Source organism: Shewanella sp. SM29 (assembly GCF_025654245.1).
Lineage (GTDB): Bacteria > Pseudomonadota > Gammaproteobacteria > Enterobacterales > Shewanellaceae > Shewanella > Shewanella oncorhynchi.
Window position 1 is genome coordinate 16,827 of the sequence record NZ_JAKKRN010000029.1, and the last position, 19,131, is coordinate 35,957.

At 46.3% G+C, this 19,131-nt stretch carries 20 protein-coding genes; 6 read left to right on the top strand and 14 right to left on the bottom strand.

Annotated features, from left to right (window positions below):
* Window positions 1-246 precede the first annotated feature (246 nt).
* Window positions 247-912, top strand: a complete 666-nt coding sequence (locus L5L77_RS17290) for a helix-turn-helix transcriptional regulator (protein WP_014611267.1) — start codon at window positions 247-249, stop codon at window positions 910-912.
* Window positions 913-1,077: 165 nt separating this feature from the next.
* On the opposite strand, the gene L5L77_RS17295 is transcribed toward L5L77_RS17290, so the two are convergent.
* The 10 genes from L5L77_RS17295 to sfsA form a co-directional block, all read right to left on the bottom strand.
* Window positions 1,078-2,583: a curlin gene (locus tag L5L77_RS17295; RefSeq protein WP_263145361.1), complete on the bottom strand. Its 1,506-nt coding sequence runs from the start codon at window positions 2,581-2,583 to the stop codon at window positions 1,078-1,080.
* A 14-nt stretch (window positions 2,584-2,597) separates the two neighbouring features.
* On the bottom strand, window positions 2,598-3,017 hold the full coding sequence (locus tag L5L77_RS17300; RefSeq protein WP_105251518.1) for a curlin: 420 nt from the start codon (window positions 3,015-3,017) through the stop codon (window positions 2,598-2,600).
* Between the two features lie 553 nt (window positions 3,018-3,570).
* Window positions 3,571-4,098 carry a DUF4124 domain-containing protein gene (locus tag L5L77_RS17305; protein WP_263145357.1) on the bottom strand — a complete coding sequence of 176 codons (528 nt, stop codon included), beginning with the start codon at window positions 4,096-4,098 and terminating at the stop codon, window positions 3,571-3,573.
* A gap of 390 nt (window positions 4,099-4,488) precedes the next feature.
* The gene (gene panC, locus L5L77_RS17310) at window positions 4,489-5,334 is read right to left on the bottom strand and encodes a pantoate--beta-alanine ligase (protein WP_173246722.1); all 846 of its coding nucleotides are present in this window, start codon (window positions 5,332-5,334) and stop codon (window positions 4,489-4,491) included.
* A 24-nt stretch (window positions 5,335-5,358) separates the two neighbouring features.
* A complete protein-coding gene (gene panB / locus L5L77_RS17315; RefSeq protein ID WP_028761774.1) occupies window positions 5,359-6,156 on the bottom strand; it encodes a 3-methyl-2-oxobutanoate hydroxymethyltransferase in 798 nt (265 codons plus the stop codon).
* 56 nt (window positions 6,157-6,212) lie between these two features.
* Complete coding sequence (folK, locus tag L5L77_RS17320) at window positions 6,213-6,695, bottom strand: 2-amino-4-hydroxy-6-hydroxymethyldihydropteridine diphosphokinase (RefSeq protein WP_263145355.1); 483 nt, start codon at window positions 6,693-6,695, stop codon at window positions 6,213-6,215.
* The gene (locus L5L77_RS17325) at window positions 6,695-8,236 is read right to left on the bottom strand and encodes a polynucleotide adenylyltransferase PcnB (RefSeq protein ID WP_173497280.1); all 1,542 of its coding nucleotides are present in this window, start codon (window positions 8,234-8,236) and stop codon (window positions 6,695-6,697) included. Before L5L77_RS17325 ends, folK begins: the two co-directional genes overlap by 1 nt.
* A gap of 19 nt (window positions 8,237-8,255) precedes the next feature.
* Window positions 8,256-9,170 carry a tRNA glutamyl-Q(34) synthetase GluQRS gene (gene gluQRS / locus L5L77_RS17330; RefSeq protein ID WP_263186479.1) on the bottom strand — a complete coding sequence of 305 codons (915 nt, stop codon included), beginning with the start codon at window positions 9,168-9,170 and terminating at the stop codon, window positions 8,256-8,258.
* 169 nt (window positions 9,171-9,339) lie between these two features.
* Window positions 9,340-9,783, bottom strand: a complete 444-nt coding sequence (gene dksA, locus L5L77_RS17335) for an RNA polymerase-binding protein DksA (protein ID WP_006082967.1) — start codon at window positions 9,781-9,783, stop codon at window positions 9,340-9,342.
* A 163-nt stretch (window positions 9,784-9,946) separates the two neighbouring features.
* Window positions 9,947-10,651 carry a DNA/RNA nuclease SfsA gene (sfsA, locus tag L5L77_RS17340; RefSeq protein ID WP_263193223.1) on the bottom strand — a complete coding sequence of 235 codons (705 nt, stop codon included), beginning with the start codon at window positions 10,649-10,651 and terminating at the stop codon, window positions 9,947-9,949.
* Window positions 10,652-10,852: 201 nt separating this feature from the next.
* On the opposite strand from sfsA, the gene pepB reads away from it, so the two are divergent.
* Together pepB and L5L77_RS17350 are read left to right on the top strand one after the other, a co-directional pair.
* Window positions 10,853-12,145: an aminopeptidase PepB gene (pepB, locus tag L5L77_RS17345; protein ID WP_263193224.1), complete on the top strand. Its 1,293-nt coding sequence runs from the start codon at window positions 10,853-10,855 to the stop codon at window positions 12,143-12,145.
* A 176-nt stretch (window positions 12,146-12,321) separates the two neighbouring features.
* Window positions 12,322-12,831: a GNAT family N-acetyltransferase gene (locus L5L77_RS17350; protein WP_263223275.1), complete on the top strand. Its 510-nt coding sequence runs from the start codon at window positions 12,322-12,324 to the stop codon at window positions 12,829-12,831.
* A 684-nt stretch (window positions 12,832-13,515) separates the two neighbouring features.
* On the opposite strand, the gene L5L77_RS17355 is transcribed toward L5L77_RS17350, so the two are convergent.
* From L5L77_RS17355 to L5L77_RS17365, 3 genes are all read right to left on the bottom strand, one after another.
* Window positions 13,516-14,403, bottom strand: a complete 888-nt coding sequence (locus tag L5L77_RS17355; protein WP_011847692.1) for a phosphoribulokinase — start codon at window positions 14,401-14,403, stop codon at window positions 13,516-13,518.
* 90 nt (window positions 14,404-14,493) lie between these two features.
* Window positions 14,494-14,739 carry a YheU family protein gene (locus L5L77_RS17360; RefSeq protein WP_113939743.1) on the bottom strand — a complete coding sequence of 82 codons (246 nt, stop codon included), beginning with the start codon at window positions 14,737-14,739 and terminating at the stop codon, window positions 14,494-14,496.
* On the bottom strand, window positions 14,723-15,766 hold the full coding sequence (locus tag L5L77_RS17365; protein WP_263168356.1) for a hydrolase: 1,044 nt from the start codon (window positions 15,764-15,766) through the stop codon (window positions 14,723-14,725). The genes L5L77_RS17360 and L5L77_RS17365 overlap by 17 nt, the downstream gene beginning before the upstream one ends.
* A gap of 188 nt (window positions 15,767-15,954) precedes the next feature.
* On the opposite strand from L5L77_RS17365, the gene L5L77_RS17370 reads away from it, so the two are divergent.
* The 3 genes from L5L77_RS17370 (at window position 15,955) to L5L77_RS17380 (ending at window position 18,588) form a co-directional block, all read left to right on the top strand.
* The gene (locus L5L77_RS17370; protein WP_105251529.1) at window positions 15,955-16,461 is read left to right on the top strand and encodes a TAT leader-containing periplasmic protein; all 507 of its coding nucleotides are present in this window, start codon (window positions 15,955-15,957) and stop codon (window positions 16,459-16,461) included.
* Window positions 16,462-16,530: 69 nt separating this feature from the next.
* Window positions 16,531-18,126: a GMC family oxidoreductase gene (locus tag L5L77_RS17375; protein WP_219234457.1), complete on the top strand. Its 1,596-nt coding sequence runs from the start codon at window positions 16,531-16,533 to the stop codon at window positions 18,124-18,126.
* Window positions 18,127-18,177: 51 nt separating this feature from the next.
* On the top strand, window positions 18,178-18,588 hold the full coding sequence (locus tag L5L77_RS17380; protein WP_263183050.1) for a GFA family protein: 411 nt from the start codon (window positions 18,178-18,180) through the stop codon (window positions 18,586-18,588).
* A gap of 68 nt (window positions 18,589-18,656) precedes the next feature.
* Here L5L77_RS17380 and L5L77_RS17385 read toward each other — a convergent pair whose 3' ends face one another.
* Window positions 18,657-19,118, bottom strand: coding sequence for a TIGR02444 family protein (locus L5L77_RS17385; RefSeq protein ID WP_263183048.1), 462 nt, complete (start codon window positions 19,116-19,118; stop codon window positions 18,657-18,659).
* Window positions 19,119-19,131 lie beyond the last annotated feature (13 nt).

Below are 19,131 nucleotides of genomic sequence, written 5' to 3' on the forward strand. Positions count from 1 at the left end.
GTTGGAAAGTATTAGGTGCTGGGCGTTGGCCAAGTAAAACGGTATTTTTGACTGTTATTCCATTTTATTGTGGTGAGTTAGTCGAACCTACTAGCATTAAACAGGGAATAGTACATTTGGGTGATGTTTTTCAATCGTTAACTAGTCAGAATTAACTAGGTTAATGGAATGTTGAAAAATCTAACTAAAAAGACGAGTCAAACATACCATTTTGCAATAGAGAATACTTTTCAGGGAGGAGAGTCATTGAGCACAATTAATGAATTGGTTTTTTTACACCAAATGGCCGCGCCATGTCATTTAGCGTTACTCGCTGAATCCATAGGTTTGAAAACGCGAATAGTAAAGCATGCGGCTGAACTGGATTTAGACAAGAGTCGCCGTAGTTTTTATCTGATCACCCAAAAAGGTTCAGCATTAGATAACAAAGGGATACCTCTGTTAGCTTCGCGATTAGTGTCACATTTTCCTGTGGCGCTGTATCAAGTTGAGCGAGACTCCTTAGACCAAGAATCTGCAATGTTACTCGGCATTCGAGGTATTTTATTTGCCGATCAACGTATGGATCTGATGTTAACGGGTTTACGTAAAATGGTGGCAGAGGAACTTTGGTACGATAGAACTTTGCTAAGCAAAATGTTCCGCCGTGTCGTACAAAAGTTAGAAGGTAATAATGAAATGCCCTCTGATACTGTGGCTATGCTGCAGATGCTGACATCCCGTGAACGCACTATCATTCAATTCGTATCGAGTGGTGCGAGGAATAAAGAAATCGCTCATAGGTTATGTATCAGCGAACATACAGTGAAGGCGCATATTTCTTCTATTTTCCGCAAGACCCAGTCTCGTAATCGGGTTGAGCTTTTACGTTGGGCGCAAACCTATCAAACTCACTTTGAGCTGTGCAGTTAGTCAGTTAAAGATATTGGTCGTTAGCTTTTCGCTGTGAGTGGTTAATGATTGCTGGCATATCAACATAGAAAAGCGGGAATGTTTATTTAAACATTCCCGCTTTTTGTTTAACACCCATTTTATAAACCACCAAAGAGTTTAGCTGTGGTGGTTTAACAGTATTGATTAGTATTGCACTACAGTGGCAACGTTCATATTGCCTGATTGGTTCACGTTGATGCTGTTGTTAGTGCCTGCTTGAGAACCTAACACTAAGTTGTCATTACCCGTTTGAGTGATTGACAGGCTGTTATTGTCACCGCTAACGCCAAATGAATTTGAAGCAAATGAAGTGTCGCTATCGCCGCCTACCCAGTTACCTTTACCTGATTGAGTAATTTGCGCGGTGTTTTCATCACCTTCAATAATCAGGTCAATAACGTTAAGATCGCCACTTTGAAGTGCGCTGACATCGGCATTGTTGTTGCCAGTAACAGAAATCAATGTTTCGTTCTCAGCGCCATCTTGCTCAACATCAACTTCGTTATCGCTACCCACGGCATCTACATAAGCAAAGTTCTCATCGCCTTCTTGGCTGACTTCAATGCTGTTATCTTCACCATCAGCGAAGGCAATGATTTCGTTGTTATCGCCTTTAGAAGATAAATCGAAGTCATTATCTGCACCGTATGCACCAAAGGTCGCGAAGTTCGCATCGCCTTTTTGTTTCAAGTCAACGTCGTTGCTATCGCCCCATACTTGGAACTCCGCACCGTTGACATCGCCTTTTTGAGTGATAGTAATATCGTTATCATCACCTTGGATATCGGCCACTAAAGTATCACCGATAGTGTTGCCGCTGCCATTTTGAGTAATATCGACACTGTTGTCATCACCCGTAGTCATCGCAAGATAAGCCGTGTTGCCGTTACCTTTTTGATCCATTGAAATATCGTTATCGCTGCCGGCCAGTGCGTAAACGAAGCCAACATGGTTATCACCTTTTTGGACCATGTCTACTGTGTTGTCATTACCTGCAATACCTTTCGCTGCGCCAAAGTTATTGTTACCCGCTTGATTAACAGAAACGTCGTTGTTGTTACCCACGTTAGCGGTTAAGTCGAGAGCGATTAAACCTGCTTGGTTGTTGTCACCGATTTGTGTGATTTTACCGTCGTTGTTGCTGCCTTCAACGCGAAAAACTGCAAAGTTTGCGTCGCCTTCTTGCTCAACAAACACGCTGTTTTCAGCGCCAGTGATTTCAACTTGGCTTTCGTTGACTTCGCCTAATTGGTTAACGAATACCGTGTTATCGTTGCCAGTAACATCGCTACTGCTTTGGTTAAAGAAACCATTTTGCGACACATTTACATTGTTGTTGTCACCTACAACATTTGCACTTGCCACATGCCAGTCAACTTGTTGCGTTATTTGGACCTTGTTATCATCACCCGTTGAATTAATAGCCGCTTCATGCCACACACCGTCTTGGATGACAGTTGCGGTTTGAGCTGTACCTGTTTGCACAACCGCAGCAGCGTTAAGGCCACCCGTTTGTGAGACTAAAGTGTCTTGGGCTTGGCCTGACTGTACTACGCTAATTTCGCTCACTGTACTGGCAGCAAAAGCTTGACCGCTTAAACCTGTTGCAATGGCCAAAGCAATAAGTGATTTTTTAGCTTGTGATTTCATGTGACGCTCCCTGTTTAATATTGAGTTATTGAGATTGCAGCACCGTCCGCAATCTGTTGAATCGAAAAGTTGCCGCTTCCTAGTTGGTTCAGTTGCACGAGATTGTCATTGCCAATTTGTGTCACTGAAGCCGTATTTTGACTGCCGACTTGCAGTAGTTGGACTTCATTGTTTGAACCAATCTGTGTGATTAGCGCATCGTTATCATTGCCCACTTGTGTTACATCGGCCTTGTTATCGCTGCCTGACTGGAACAGTAATCCTTGGTTGGCAGTGCCTTGTTGAACCAGCTCGATAAGGTTATCGCGACCGGAACGTTCCAGTAATGCCTGAAGGGTTACGGGTAACTCGTTGACATTCAGCTCTTGTGCTGAAGTCATACAACTACAGAGCAAGATCAGCGGCACCAAAAAGCGTATAGAGGTATTTGGCACGGGTGACTCCTTGCATCAAATATCTTGGGCTGCTTAAAGCAACTTGCATCCCAAATTCAGACCTGAAGATACGAGTCCCGTTAATATGTCGCAATTGGCCAAACGGGTATTTATTCTAGAAAGGATTAACGGAAGGTAAATGATGGCTGTATTAATATCGTATTGATTAAATAGATTTTATATGTTTATTGACGTGTTTTTATTTAAGGGGTCTAGCCTAGTTGTCCTAGTAGTTAAGTCGTATTTGTTGTGAAGAGAGTATTTGATTTTTAAACAATGCAATAACAAGTGAAGGGAAATACATCGACTATCGCGTTTGCATTTTCTTGATAAAAAAGCACGCGTTTGTGCCAGCGAGAAACTGCTGTGGGGTTTAATTAACTGTAGCAACCTATGTCATTTACCCAGTGTGCAACAACAGGCTTCTTGTCTTTGCGGTAATGAATCCTAGGTTAAATAAAGGGACATTACTGTGAGCGGAAAATTAACCATTATTATGATTAAATTCCTTAATGGGGTAGAGAAAAGATTAATACTACTGTTTTATGCGAGATCAGTGCTTTTCTGGTTCTTTTAACTCTTCATGGAATGCTTCTGTACTGATTTGGCTTTTACGGTCTTGCAGTTGTTGCATCGCGCTGTTATTACTCACAGTTAACGCATTGAAGCGAGAATTGATATCGTCCATTTCGTTAATGTATTCAGGATCGGTTTTCTCTTTATTTTGCCAATAACGCTTACGTTCTAATTTCTGCAATTCACTGGCGCGCAGGATTTCAAAATAGCTATTTTCCTGCTTAAGACGATATATCTCGCCGTCGAGTAACTGCAATAATTTTTCTTTAGAAATGGTTCGGCTATTCAGTAGAGTGTGTAAGGGATCGACAGGAATGTCTCTTTTATCAGAGTCTACTTCAGTCGTTATCCCTAACTGGTATTCGATTTTATGTTGGCTAAATTCCTGCGGACAAGCGGTTTGGCTAAAGACAATTTTGTCATCTTTACGGCATTTATAAATGGTATTTGCCTGTATTGCAGTGGGCAAAATAACACAAATTAGGGTGAGTATCAGTCTTGCCATGAGGCCACAAATCCTTTGTACACTTGCATAGCTATTATGATTTAATTGTTTGATTAAGCATGATAAATAATGATTGTGACGTTTACATTATTATGCCTTTATAACCGTTTTTTATTAGGCTTAACCGGCTGTTAAGCCCAATAAATTAAAGGATTAGCCATGCATCATTATAAGGTCAAATTCACTCGTCAATGTCTGCCGCTAATCATTTACCTTAAATTAACATCTGCATCATACTATGGCGTAAATTTAGGGATAAAACCAGTTTTTTGACGCTTCAAATTTTTGGCGCTTGGATTGATTCTAAAGAAGAAAATAGCTTCTGGTCGGTCATTAGGTAAATAAAAAGGAGCGACTGCTCCTTTTTATTTATTGATAACGCTTAAGAGATTAGCGATCGAACCTTAAGTTGTCGATAAGTCGCGCTTTACCTATATAGGCGGCGGCCAAAATGACTAAGGTTTGGTCTTGGCTCTGCGCTTTCTCAAGCGTGTGGGCATGACGAATTTCCAGATAATCCGGCGTAAAGCCCGCCGCCACTAAACTGATTTTCGCTTGCTCGGTGACAGCATCAACACTCTGACCTTGTTTGATCCCTGCAGCCATAGCATCTATTGCCTGTTTTAACGCTGGTGCCGCGGCTTTTTCTGCGGCGGTGAGATAACCATTGCGCGAACTCATGGCTAAACCTGAGTCCTCACGTATGGTATCAACACCGATAATCTCAATCGGTAATGACAAGTCTTCAACCATAGTTTCAATGACTAATAGCTGTTGATAGTCTTTATTGCCAAAGAGTGCCACATCGGGCTGTACTATGTTGAATAGTTTACAGACGATTGTCGCAACGCCACGAAAATGCCCCGGACGGCTAGCGCCGCAGAGCAGATCTGAAATACCTGGCACTTCAACATAGGTTTGTTGCGCTAAGCCCTTGGGATACATCACGGCTGGTGTTGGGGTAAACAGCAACTCAGCGCCAGCGGCGGTGAGGGCTTCACTGTCGGCGGCGAGTGTGCGTGGGTAGGCATCGAGATCTTCGTTCTGGCCAAACTGCATTGGATTGACGAAAATCGATACCACCACATGATCACAACGTTTAGCCGCTTCTTTCACTAAGGTGATGTGTCCCCGATGGAGATTGCCCATGGTCGGCACAAAGGCGACAGTCTCGCCCTTGGCACGCCATGCACGCACTTGAGTGCGAATATCATCAATATGGGCGCTAGTGATCATTGAGCCTTACCTTGCATAAATCTGTTATTTGTTAAAAGTGTGTTCTTCGCCAGGAAAAGTTCCTTGGGCAACTTCGTCGATATAAGCACGTACCGCAGAACGAATTTCACCGGTTTGTTTTAGGTAGTTTTTCGAGAAACGAGGAATGTAACCACTTGAAATACCTAACACATCATGCATCACCAATATTTGGCCGTCGGTCGATGCGCCTGCGCCAATTCCAATGACTGGAATCGTTAAGGCTTGAGTGATCGCCGCAGCGAGAGGCGCAGGGATACATTCCACTACGAGTAGTTGAGCCCCCGCGGCTTCTAAAGCCTTAGCTTCGTCGAGGATGCGCTGGGCATTTTCGGCATCGCGGCCTTGCACTTTAAAACCACCAAACACATGAACCGACTGAGGCGTTAAGCCTAAGTGGGCACATACAGGAATACCGCGTTCGGTGAGCTTAGTGACGGTTTCGAGTAACCAGTGGCCGCCTTCGACTTTGACCATGTTCGCGCCAGCTTGCATTAACTCAGTGGCGTTGACCATGGCTTGTTCTGGCGTGGCGTAACTCATAAAGGGCATATCGGCGATCAGCAGGGCACGTTCAATACCGCGACGAACACAGCGAGTATGGTAAGCGATTTCTGCAGTAGTGACGGGCAGGGTATCGTCATGGCCTTGGAGAACCATTCCCAAAGAATCGCCGACCAGCAGCACATCGACACCTTCGCTATCGAACGCGCTGGCAAAACTGGCATCATAGGCTGTCAGTGCCGTGAATTTTCTACCTTCCTGTTTGTATTTCAACAGGGTTGAGCTAGTAATTTTAGACATATGGATGATCTTCAAACCAAATAGAAGTGGTGTTATAAGCTAACTGAGGACGGACTTCAATGATCAATGCCCAGTTGTTGTAACTCGGCCAACATTTTTGTATCGATAAGACTGTCGATGGCAGTGTTGCAAGGCAGAATCAGATCCGGTGCAATTGCGGCTAAAGGCACGAGCACAAAGCTGCGCGTTTTCATGCCGTAGTGGGGCACTTTGAGTCTAGGAATATCAATGTTCTCATTACCATACAAGAGTAAATCGAGATCTAAGGTTCTAGGCCCCCAACGCTCTAGGCGGACTCGACCTTGGGTGTTTTCAATATGCTGCAGTGCATCGAGTAAAGCTAATGGCGCAAGATCAGTATCGAAACTCGCCACCGCATTAATATAATCGGGTTGCACGACATCGCCCATGGGCGTCGAATGGTAATAGGGAGAAACGACGAGCCTATTGTCTAAGGCGGACAATGCCGTCACGGCATTGTCCAATTGAGCCTTGGGATCTTCAAGATTTGCGCCTAATGCGACGTAGACGCGGGGCATTATTCAGCCGTTTTAACTTTAGGTGTGCCACTCGCTTTAGGTGCGCTCGTCGGCGCTGAACCATCGGCATTTGGTGCACGAGGACGGCGACGACGTTGGGTGGCATTACGGTTGCGGTTTGGCGATTTACTGCCGCTACGCGCTATGGCTAAACGTTCTGTTTCATCGGCTTCGACAAATTGTTGCCACCAAGCGGCACTTTTAGCGACATTACCCGCTTCGACTTCGCCCCTGAGCAAGAGCAAATCATATGCGGCTCTAAACTTAGGGTGTTCCATCAGTTTAAAGGCGCGGGTGCCTTGGCTACGATCGAAGCGTAACTGCAATTGCCAAATGTCTTTTGCCGGCGTACTAAAACGGCGCGGAATGCTAATGGTTTGGCATTGCTGCTCCATCACATCGCCCATGGCGGCAAAGAAGGCATCATATAACGTCAGACCACTTTCAACGGCAATATCTTCGGCGCGCTGACGTAGTGGATACCAGAGAAGCGCAGCATAGAAGAATGAAGGTGTGACCGGCTTATCTTCGTTAACTCTTTGATCTGTGCTCTTCATGATGGCTTGCACCATTTTCATGGTCGTACCTTTAGGATCATCTTTTAGCAGAGCGGCCACTTGCGGAAACAGCGGCGCGAATAGCTTGTATTCTTGCATTAATTCGAAGTTGGCTAAGGCTTTGCCTGCAAAGAAGAGTTTCAACACTTCTTCGTACATACGCGCTGCCGGAATATCTTTGAGCAGTGGCGCTAATTGTTTAATCGGCGCTGCTGTGACTGTTTCGATACCCATGTTGAGCTTAGTGGCGAAACGCACCGCCCTTAACATACGTACCGGATCTTCACGGTAACGGGTTTCTGGATCGCCGATTAATCTCAGCGTGCCAGCTTTGAGATCGGCCATACCGCCGCCGTAGCTGCGAATCGAGTAATCGCTGATATCGTAATAGAGGGCATTGACGGTAAAGTCGCGGCGCTCGGCATCTTCATCGATTTCGCCATAGACGTTATCGCGCAGCAAACGCCCTTCGGCATTGGCTTTCGAGACTTTCTCATTGCTTTCGCCATGGTGACCACGGAAGGTGGCGACTTCAATCACATCGCGGCCGAAAACAATGTGCGCTAAGCGGAAACGGCGACCGACAACACGGCAATTACGGAATAATTTTTTGATTTCTTCCGGTGTTGCATTGGTCACTATGTCGAAATCTTTCGGTTCAATCCCTAAGAGTAAATCGCGTACACCGCCGCCGACTAAATAGGCTTTAAAGCCAGATTTATTCAGTCTGTATAATACCTTAAGGGCATTCTCGCTGATTTGTTTGCGCGAGATGGTATGGGCATCTCTTGGTACTAACTCTAAACTCAAAGCACCGGAACTTTGTTCAGGTGTTGTTGGTTCAATCTGAGCTGGAGTCGGAGCGGTCGTTTTAGGCGCGTCTTCAAATAGCTGTTTGCAGAATTGGCTGATACGGCGAAAAATGGGACACCTCGAAATATGATCTGTTATTTGATTAAAAATCTGGCGGCTATCATATACCAAATGCGGCCTAATGAGTATATCAGGGCTCGATCAGTATCTCAGATTGTTGCGGTATAGTGGATAATTGAAACTGATCCACGGCTTGAGCGAGCATTTGCGCCACAGAGCCGCGGGTTTCGACGGGGGGTTGGCCTAAAAATGTCAGTGCCGCATTGAGGCTCGCCTGTGGATTAAGTGTATCAATTGCCTGTGCATGATTTTGTTTTGAGAGCTTAAAGCCTTTACTTAAGCAGGCGAGTGGCAAGTGCAACCATTGCGGTGCGGCTAAACCAAAGCTTTGATACAAACTCAGTTGGCGACAACTGGCTTCGATTAAATCGCAGCCTCGAACCACTTCAGTGATGCCTTGATAGGCATCGTCGAGCACCACGGCCAATTGATAGGCGTACAGGCCATCGCTGCGTTTGATGATGAAATCCTCTGCGGCAAAATGGCTATCAACGCAAATATGGCCCATTAGATTGTCATCAAATTCTTGCACTTGCGCCGTGTTGACGATTCGCACCGCACCCGACCTAACAAGATTTGCAGACTGGGTTTGTGGCAATCGGTGGCAGCGGCCATCGTAGACGCCGCCCATGGTTTGAATTTGCTTGCGACTACATTGGCAGAAATAGGCTTTATCTTGGGCGAGTAGCGAGTCAATTTGCGCTTGATAAGCCGCTGTGCGCTGGCTTTGATACAGAGGCACATCATCCCACTCAAATCCATAGGCTTCTAAGGTGCGTAAGATATCATCGGCGGCACCTTTGACTTCCCGCGGTGGGTCTATATCTTCGATGCGAATTAGCCATTTACCCTGTAGCGAGCGGGCGCGCAGATAGCTGCCAAGGGCGGCGATAAGCGAGCCAAAGTGCAAGGCACCCGAAGGCGAAGGCGCAAAGCGGCCGACATAGGGCTGGCTGGATAAATCGGAATGTAATGGCTTTGACATAACAACTAGATGGCGTTTTAAAGTCGCGACGGTAAAAGTGGATGTATTTTAGAGGGATGCTAAGAGAAAAGCGAATCGGGGTAAATTGGAGTGAGCTTGGCTTAAGCTCGTCGAGTTTACGAGTTGCTAGAAACAAATAGGCGGGGAAATCCCCGCCCAGTATGCTTGATTAACCAGCCATTTGTTTCTCTTTGATCTCTGCAAGCGTTTTACAGTCGATGCATTGATCGGCTGTTGGACGCGCTTCGAGACGGCGGATGCCGATTTCGATACCGCAAGAATCACAGAAGCCGAAATCGTCTTCTTCAATTTTTTGCAGTGTTTTTTCGATTTTTTTGATCAGCTTACGTTCTCTATCGCGAGCACGAAGTTCGAGGCTGAACTCTTCTTCTTGTGCTGCACGGTCAACAGGATCGGGAAAGTTTGCGGCTTCGTCCTGCATGTGGCTAAGAGTACGGTCGACCTCTTCACGCAACTGATTGCGCCAAGCTTCAAGAATTGTCTTGAAGTGACCCAGTTGCTTAGCGTTCATATACTCCTCACCCGGCTTTTCCTGGTAAGGATTTACACCTGCGATAGCGAGTACGCCAAGTTTTTTGGTGCCTTCAGGCATAACGCATCTCCTGTAATCATTTGCGTTTGTAGGGCGTCCTTAAGAACGGCCGCTATCTATAGCAGAATCTTCACATCGAGGCAAACTTTTCATTCTGCTTTGATTGAATTTTTTGACTATGTTCGCTAATTCAAATGAAATCAAATTTAACTCAGCCTTAACATCATACTCGTACATCGCAGGCTTGGGCTAGGTGAATCTCTGTAGGGGAGATTTTACAGCGATAGGCTAGCACTTCAACGCCGGCTAACACAGCCATTTTCAGTAACTTAGCATATTCAGGGTCGATATGTGCTGCTGGGGCAACACTGAATATTTCACTATGCTGCACCACAAATAGCAATACGGCTCGATGGCCTTGACTCACCATGTGCATCAATTCTCGTAAATGTTTTTGACCGCGTAGGCTTACAGCATCGGGAAAATAACCTTGGTCATCTTCGAGCAAAGTACAACTTTTGACTTCTATATAACAGGCGGGTTTTTGAGCACCCTGTAGCAGGATATCGATGCGACTATTTTCATCACCGTATTTGACTTCACGGCTGAGGCTATCATAACCCGTGAGTTCCTTGATGATACCTTTATTGATGGCTTCTTCGGCTAAGGTGTTCGCCTGACCCGAGTGGATACCGATCAAGCCAGCATCTGGCGTGGTCATCAGTTCCCATGTATGGGCGTACTTACGTTTAGGGTTATCAGAGGTAGAAAACCATACAGTTTCACCGGGATACAGGCAATTACGCATAGAGCCGGTATTGGGGCAATGTAGGGTGATCTCACTGCCATCGCTTAGCTGCACATCGGCCAGAAAACGCTTATAGCGGCGCAATAAAATGCCCTGTTGTAGTGGCGGTGTAAATTCCATCGATAGACCTATCTCGGCTGTTCAAGGTCGCAAAGCCTAGCAAATTTCGCAAATGTTTACAGATTTTACCTGAGTAACTTTAGCCAATCGCTTTGCGTCATCGTCTGCTAGCAGTAAACTGCCGCCATAAAGTTTGTTCTGATTGCTGATTGATTGTTCTGATTGATTGTTCTAAAACGAATCGAAAAATAAGGATCCCTAATGAGTGAACTAAAAGTAACTGAATTGATGAAAGTGCAATTAACTAAAGAAACGCCAGCCGCGCACTGGGGCAAGGCTGATGTAACTTATACTGCCGACGGTGCGCAAATTCATTTAGCGGGTGGCGATGAGCTACGTCAAATTCAAATGGCGGCCCGTAAACTGCGCAGTCAAGGCATTAGCTGTGTGGAATTAGCTGGGCAGTTTTGGGATCTCAATAGCCAATGGGTGTTTGCCCAAGGTTTCGCGACGGCAAAACCAGGCTATCAAATCCATTGGTGTGGTGATGAGTCTGTGCAAGCAGAATTGCAACGTCGACTCGATGTGGCGACTTTTGCCCGTCAACTGATCAACGATACGCCTGAGAACCTGTCGCCAGTGAAGCTTGCCCAACAAGCAGCAAAATGGTTGGCTGACGTTGGTGGCGACAAGGTAAGTTATCGGATTATTGAAGGCGAAGCGCTGCTTGAAGAGCAGTGGATTGGTATCCATGCCGTCGGTCGCGGCAGTGAGCGTCCACCAGCAATGTTAGCGTTAGACTTCAACCCATTAGCCGCCGATGCACCCGTGTCTGTGGCGCTTGTGGGTAAAGGGATTACCTTTGATTCTGGCGGCTACAGTATCAAAGCTTCTGAAGGCATGTTAGGCATGAAATGCGATATGGGCGGCGCGGCGACTGTGACTGCAGCACTTGGTTTAGCGATCAAGTCTGGCCTCAACAAACGCGTTAAACTCTTCTTATGTTGTGCTGAAAACTTGATCAGCGGTCGCGCCTATAAGTTAGGTGATATTCTGACCTACAAAAATGGTGTAACAGTTGAAGTGGTGAACACAGATGCGGAAGGGCGCTTAGTGTTGGCCGATGGCCTACAAGCTGCTTCTGCTACAGGCGCACCTTTTATTATCGATGCAGCGACCCTTACAGGCGCCGCTGTGATGGCGGTGGGTTCTAACTACAACGCGATTTTCTCGCCACAGGCGGATGTGTTGCAACTGGCCCAGCAAAAAGCCACTAGCGTTGCCGAGCGAGTATGGCCGCTGCCGCTGGATCCTTGGCACAAAGAAATGTGTCCATCTGCCTATGCTGACACCGCAAACAGCCGCGCAATGAAAGGCGGCGGTGCAGGTGGTGCTTCTAATGCCGCTGGTTTCTTATGGCGTTTCGTGTCACCCGAAGCTAAATGGTTACACGTTGATTTAGCGGGCGCTTTTGAAGATTCAGCTTCTGCCATGTGGGGCGCGGGTGCAACAACCCACGGCGTATTGACTATTAGTGAATTGATTAAAGGCTAAGTCTAGCGCTAAGACTAAGTCAGATATGTTAGCTAAGATCCATTAAGGTTCTGTAGCTTTGATTAAACCGCCTACGGGCGGTTTTTTATTGGTTGAAAGATTAGAACACTCGTTTACTTGGCGTTTTAGCGGCTTCATGGCATGTTATGGCTGAGCATTTTTAATTGGAAAACATGATGATAACTATACGAAAAGCGACGAAAGCTGATGCTCAGGTCTGCTGGGATATCCGTAATGCAGCTATTAATAAAGGCTGCGCCGGATTTTATGATGCGGGCGATCTGGTGATTTGGACCGAGGGCGAACTGACCGAGCAATTTAGTCGTATCGTCGATGCACATTTTTATGTGGCAGAGTTGTCCTCTGACGAGTCGCAGCTTAAGACTGTGGTCGGCACGGCCATGTTGGATGAACCCTATGCTCAGTTAGAAGCCTTGTTTGTTTCCCCCGATGCTATGGGGTTAGGAGTTGGTAAAGTGCTGCTGCAATTTATTGAAACTATGGCTTTTAATCAGGGGATTGCCCAGTTGAGGTTGGAATCGACTTTGAATGCGGTAGATTTTTATCGCCACTGTGGTTTTGGTGGTGAAGGTTTAGAAGAGGAATCCATCTACTGCTCGCCCAGAGGCATAGCCTTAGAGTGCATGGTGATGTACAAGAATCTCGTGCGTAGAAAATCAGTTTAAAATACAGGCTGGATCAAGCACAGGTATGGAGTTAACTGTTTATTAAGAGGTTGCTGACATACACGAGGGAATCAATGGATGTGGAATTAACTCTGAAGATTTAGAGTTTAAGAGAAGTTTGCTGACATACTTAAGGTAATCAACAGGTCAAGCATGGATGTGGAATTAACTCTGAAGATTTAGAGTTTAAGATAAGGTTGTTGGTATACCTAAAGGAATCAACAGATCAAGCATGGATGCGGAAGTAACGCTGAAGACTTAAAAGTTGCTGACATACTCAAGGGAATCAACGGATCAAGCATGGATGCGGAAGTAACGCTGAAGACTTAAAGGTTGCTGATATACTCAAGGAAATCAACAGATCAAGTATGGATGTGGAATTAACTCTGAAGACTTAAAGTTACGTTAAAAGGTTGCTGACATACTCAAGGGAATCAAGAGATCAAGCATGGATGCGGAATTAACTTATATAGTTTCGTTAAAAGGTTGCTGACATACTCAAGGAAATCAACAGATCAAGATGGGGGAATTAACTCCCAAGAGTATGCCAACTATCGTTCTTTCGCCTGAAATCCCGATGCCGACAAGATTAGCGCGAGTGGCTTAAATAAAACTTAATCCATTGCAAAAAAAGACTTTATTTCCTTAGCCTTTAGTCAAAATTGCCCACAAATCCTCAAGGTTTCAGTTCGCCTCTGGAGTATTAAGTTGTTGACGTTTTTCCATCAAATCTTTAATCAAAGGCGTAAGGATCAGCTCCATCGCCAGCGACATTTTGCCGCCGGGGACGACGAGTGTGTTGACCCGTGACATAAATGAACCTTGGATCATATTGAGGTAATAGGGGAAGTCGACATTATTGATACCGCGGAAGCGGATCACCACAAAGCTCTCATCTAAGCTCGGAATATCTTTGGCACTAAATGGGTTAGAGGTATCGACCGTCGGTACTCGCTGAAAGTTAATGTGAGTGCGGGAGAACTGTGGCGTCATGTGCTTAATATAGTCGTCCATACTGCGCACAATTGACCCCATGACTTTTTCACGGCTGTGGCCACGTTCTGAAGTATCGCGGATAATTTTTTGGATCCACTCTAAGTTGACTATGGGCACCATGCCGATCAGCAAGTCCACATGCTGGGCGACATTGGCATCACCAGTAACCACACCGCCATGTAAGCCTTCGTAGTAGAGCATATCGGTATTTTCAGGTAGTGGTCGCCATTGGGTAAAAGTGCCGGGCATCTGGTTAAAAGGCACTGCCTCATCGAAGGTGTGTAAATAGCTGCGGGTTTCACCTTGGCCTGTGGTGCTGTAATCGCGAAAGCATTGCTCTAAACGAGCAAAGTTATTAGCCTCTGGGCCAAAATAGCTAAGATTGCGGTTTTCAGCTTGGGATTTGCGGATCATGACTTCCATTTCGGCGCGGGTAAAATGATGAAAACTGTCGCCTTCGACAAAGGCGGCGTTGATCCCGAGTTGGCGAAAAATATGGCTAAAGGCGGTGGTCGTCGTGGTGGTTCCCGCGCCTGATGAGCCTGTAACTGCAATAATGGGATGTTTTGCTGACATTTTTTCTACCTAGCTAGGAACCAAAAGAGCCGCTTATGGGGAAGCGATAAAAACGCGAGTACTATTTATACGGTACAGAGATAGGACTGGTCAATCTTGCTGCTGTGCTATTTGATCCGCCGAGCGTATCGCGAAGGACTCATCGTCCTCACTGTACTCTAATTTCAGCTTACCTTGTTTAAGTGCTTGTTGACATTGGACTATCGCCTGCATCAGTTCCTGTTCATCGAGACTGGCAAAGCTGCCATCCTCCACTTGACCTAAGAGATATTCGCGGATCACATTGGCGAGCGTTTCCTTTGGGAGTTGTAACAGGGTTTCATAGGGAATGAGCATCGGTGTTTCCTTGGGTGATATTGTCGCCGTTGATTGGGTCTGCGCTAAGTGAGTCAACACTTTGATCGCCTAGTAAAAAATGTAAGATCCGTCGCTCAAGGTAGAAGCGCGGTTTCCAAGGTGTACCGCCTTCAATAAAGCCGACATGGCCGCCATAGGGATGCAGTTCGTATTCCACATAGCCCGACAATTGACTTGATTGGGGGATCACTTCATCGGTCATAAAGGGATCGTCCTTAGCATGTATGATGAGCGTCGGTTTAGTTATGCGGCTGACAAAGGGTAAGCCACTGGCACGCGTATAGTAATCGTCGACGCCGTCAAAGCCGTGTAATGGCGCTGTGACTTTATCGTCAAAATCATAGAAGGTATTTAAACGGTCGACCTGTAACTGGCTTAGCGGCATAGAGATGGCTAAGTCGGGATCATTTAGTTTATGGCTTATTTTCTGTTGCAACTGTTTGATTAGATAGCTTTGATACACCTTCGAAAAGCCATTTTCCAAGCGTTTAGCGCAGGCTGACAATTGCAGCGGCGCAGAGACAACCACAGCGCGGGCTAATAAACTATCATCCTGATATTCGCCTTGATACTTAGTCAGCACATTGCCGCCTAAACTGTAACCTACGGCTAATAAGGGCGATTGCGGATACGCGCTTTTCAGTGTCGATAGACTAAACTGTAAATCGTCCGTATCGCCACTGTGATAACTGCGGGCGAGGCGATTAGCCTCACCCGAACAACTTCTGTGATGGTGCACGACGGCTGCGAGTTGCTGTTCCTTACAGGCTTGCAGTATCCGCCGCGCATAATGGGATTGAGCACTTCCTTCTAAGCCGTGGATGATCACCACGATCGGTTTGCCAGACTGTGGAACATCCTGCCAATCTAAATCGATAAAATCGCCATCGGGTAACTCTAAGCGCTGCCGCTGTAATGCTGGTTTGGCCACTTTAGTGAATACGGGTAAAATCGTTTGTATATGGGGGCTCTTGGCCCACCAAGGTGGCATAAAGGAATTTGGCATAGATGTTTATCTTGGTATCGGCTATTGCTGAAAATTAAAACGTGTGTTTAATTTATACCCAAACCAACTCAAAATGCTGAAATTCGTATTTTGAGGTCGCTTGGGTATAAACTCGCGGCCATTGTAGCACAATTGTTTTTTATGCTGATATTTAGGCCGACATTTAGGTTGATAATTAGGAGATAGAGATGAAGCGACGAACCTTTATAATGGGTGCGTTTGCCGGTACGGCTGCGTTAGCCTTAGGGGTTAATCTCTATTCTCCTGAGTTTAGTTTGCCCGAGGATAGCGAAGGTAAAGATTATCGTTTGTTGTTTAGCGTGCTTTTGCCTGTGATGCTCGACGGCGCCTTGCCTGATGTGGCCATCCATAAGTTAGCGGCGCAAAACCGCACTTTAGATGCCATCAAACAGTCGATTGCTGTGTTACCCGATGAGCAGCAGACCGAATTGTTTGAGCTGCTCGATATGCTCGAAAATCGTCTTGGTTTACTAGTACTCACCTCGAGCATGACGCCGCTATTGATGCGCTCTCCCGCCGAGTTAACTGATATGTTAGAAACCTGGCGCCACAGTTATTTTGCTTTGTTACAAACGGCTTATCTCGGATTGCGCGAATTAGTGATGGCAAGTTACTACGCTTGTCCTGAGCACTGGAGCCGCCTGCATTATGCCAAGCCTGAGCTGTTCAAATAGCGAGTCCATTTTTAACCTAATTAAACGCCGAATAATAAGCATTTTACCCGCGACAGTGGAGCACTCAAGTTGGCAATCATAGATCCTATAGTGAATGGTTTAAACTCTGGTTGGTTGCACACTGATGCGAGCCAATTGCAAGAAAACCAGCAGTTTGAAGCTGATGTGATTATTGTCGGCACAGGTGCTGGCGGCGGTGTGGCGGCTGAAATCCTCACCCAAGCAGGGCTGAGCGTGATCATGATTGAGGCGGGACCGCTAAAATCCTCCAGCGATTTTAATATGGAAGAGCGGGTCGCTTATCCCAACTTGTATCAACAAGCTGCGGCGATGAAAACCGCCGACAAGGCGATTGGGATTTTTCAAGGTCGCGCAGTCGGTGGTTCAACCACAGTTAACTGGACCACTTCTATTCGCACGCCGACCGAGGCGTTAGCCTTTTGGGCGCAACATAAATCGGTTGTTGGGCTTAATCGCGAGAGTTTAGATCCTTGGTTTGAGCAAATGGAACAACGGCTCAACATTCATGAATGGAATTATGAGCCTAATCGCAATAATGCCGCCCTGAAGCAAGGTTGTATCAATCTTGGCTGGGAATACACTGTGATTAAACGCAATGTGGCGGGTTGCTGGAATACCGGCTATTGCGGCATGGGTTGTCCGGTCAATGCGAAGCAATCTATGCTAGTCACTACGATTCCCGCGGCACTTGAGAAAGGCGCGCAGCTGATCAGTCGCGCTAAAGTGACTAAGATTGAGCACCATAATGGCCAAGTGTTTGCGTTAAAGGCGCAGGCGCTGGATGTGAATTTACGACCCACTGACGTTGAGCTGTTATTTAAGGCTAAACATTATATTTTGAGTGCGGGTGCTATCCATACACCGACGATTTTGATGCGTTCGCAAGTGCCCGATCCCCACCAACTTTTGGGTAAACGCACCTTTTTACATCCTACTTTGTTATCCGGCGGCGTATTTGCCGATTCGATCAATGGCCATAGCGGTGCGCCGCAATCTATCTATTCCGATGAATTTGTGTGGAACAATGGCGCCGATGGTGAGCTGGGTTATAAACTTGAAGTGCCGCCGGTGCATCCGATTTTAATTGCCTCTAAAACCTTAGGTTATGGTACAAGTCATGCTGAGTTAATGTCACAATTCAATCAGTTGCAAGTGACTATCGCTTTGATCCGCGATGGCTATCATCCCGACAGTCAAGGCGGTGAAGTACACTTAACGGATAAGGGTTTTGCTTTAGATTATCCGCTGACCGATGCCTTTTGGCGGGCCGCGAGACGCGCTTTTGCCAGTATGGCGGAGTTACAATTCTCGGCTGGCGCCTTAAAAGTGTTGCCGATCAGCGATGGCATGCCTTACTTATCCTCGTGGAAAGACGCCAAAGAGAGCATTGCGCAGATGTCACTCGCGCCACTGCGCACTATCGTTGCATCGGCGCACGTAATGGGCGGTTGTCCCTTCGGCGAAGATGAAAAGCTTTCTATGGTCAACAGTTATGGACAGTCGCACTATTTAGAGAATTTATCTGTAATGGATGGCTCTATCTTCCCGACCAGCCTTGGCGCTAACCCGCAGCTGTCGATTTATGGCATCACGGCACGTAATGCCACCGCACTCGCACAGAAGCTCACTGACGGTAAAGCCTGATGTTATCTTATCAAAATGCAGCTTAGCTTGATAAAGCTTGATGGGGTGTGAATGTCTGAAAACACATTACGGGAAGGTGGTTGCTTATGCGGCGCGATTCGTTATCAGATAGAAGGTGAACCCTTTGATGCGGATTATTGCCACTGCCGTTCGTGCCAAAAAAGCACGGGCTCTGCATTTGGGGCTTGGATGGATTTTAAACTCAGCCAAGTGATTTGGCTTAAAGGTCAGGTGACTGAGTTTGCATCGTCTGAGTTTATTCGCCGTGGATTTTGTGACAAGTGCGGTACATCGTTAACTTACCGACATACTCAATATCCCGATTATTTGACCTTGAGCATAGCGAGTCTGGACGATGCTAACCAAGTTCAGCCTAAGTACCATATTTATACTGAGAGTCAGTTGAACTGGTTGGTGATCAAGGATGACTGTGAACGCTATCCGCAAGGCCGCAGCTGTTAGCGGCTCACGTCAATTTGATTGAGTTTGAGCTAACATGGTTGAGCTTGTTCTAACTTGATTAACTTAGGTCAGGGCGCAATGAGGCCGATTTCGTTGGCATCAATGTCACTGAGTCCAAACAGGCTTAAGTAGCTCACTAGATTTGTTGCTTGGCCGCTTGGGCTGAGTTCATTGAGTTTATTCAAGATGGTTCGCTGCGCTTTACGTTCCATCATTAGCTCAACGGCGAGCATCTGCTGATACTCTTGCTCATTTAGGCTGGACTTAGCGAGTTTACGTAATTTGCGGTAGGGCGTGAGAAACCTTTCATCCCATTCACCTACAGCATTCATCAGTGCTTGCCATTGGTCTGGGCTGTATTGCTGCGGCCCAGACACATCCATAGTGATATCTAAATATTGTGCCAGTAGCAGTAGATTGACGTTCACCTGACAGCTATTTTGCAATTCGAGACAGAGCGCTTTGTTTTGCGCATAGCTCATATCACACCATTGCCAGAGTTGACTGTCGAACTGGGTTAAAACCGCCATACTATTTCCTTGT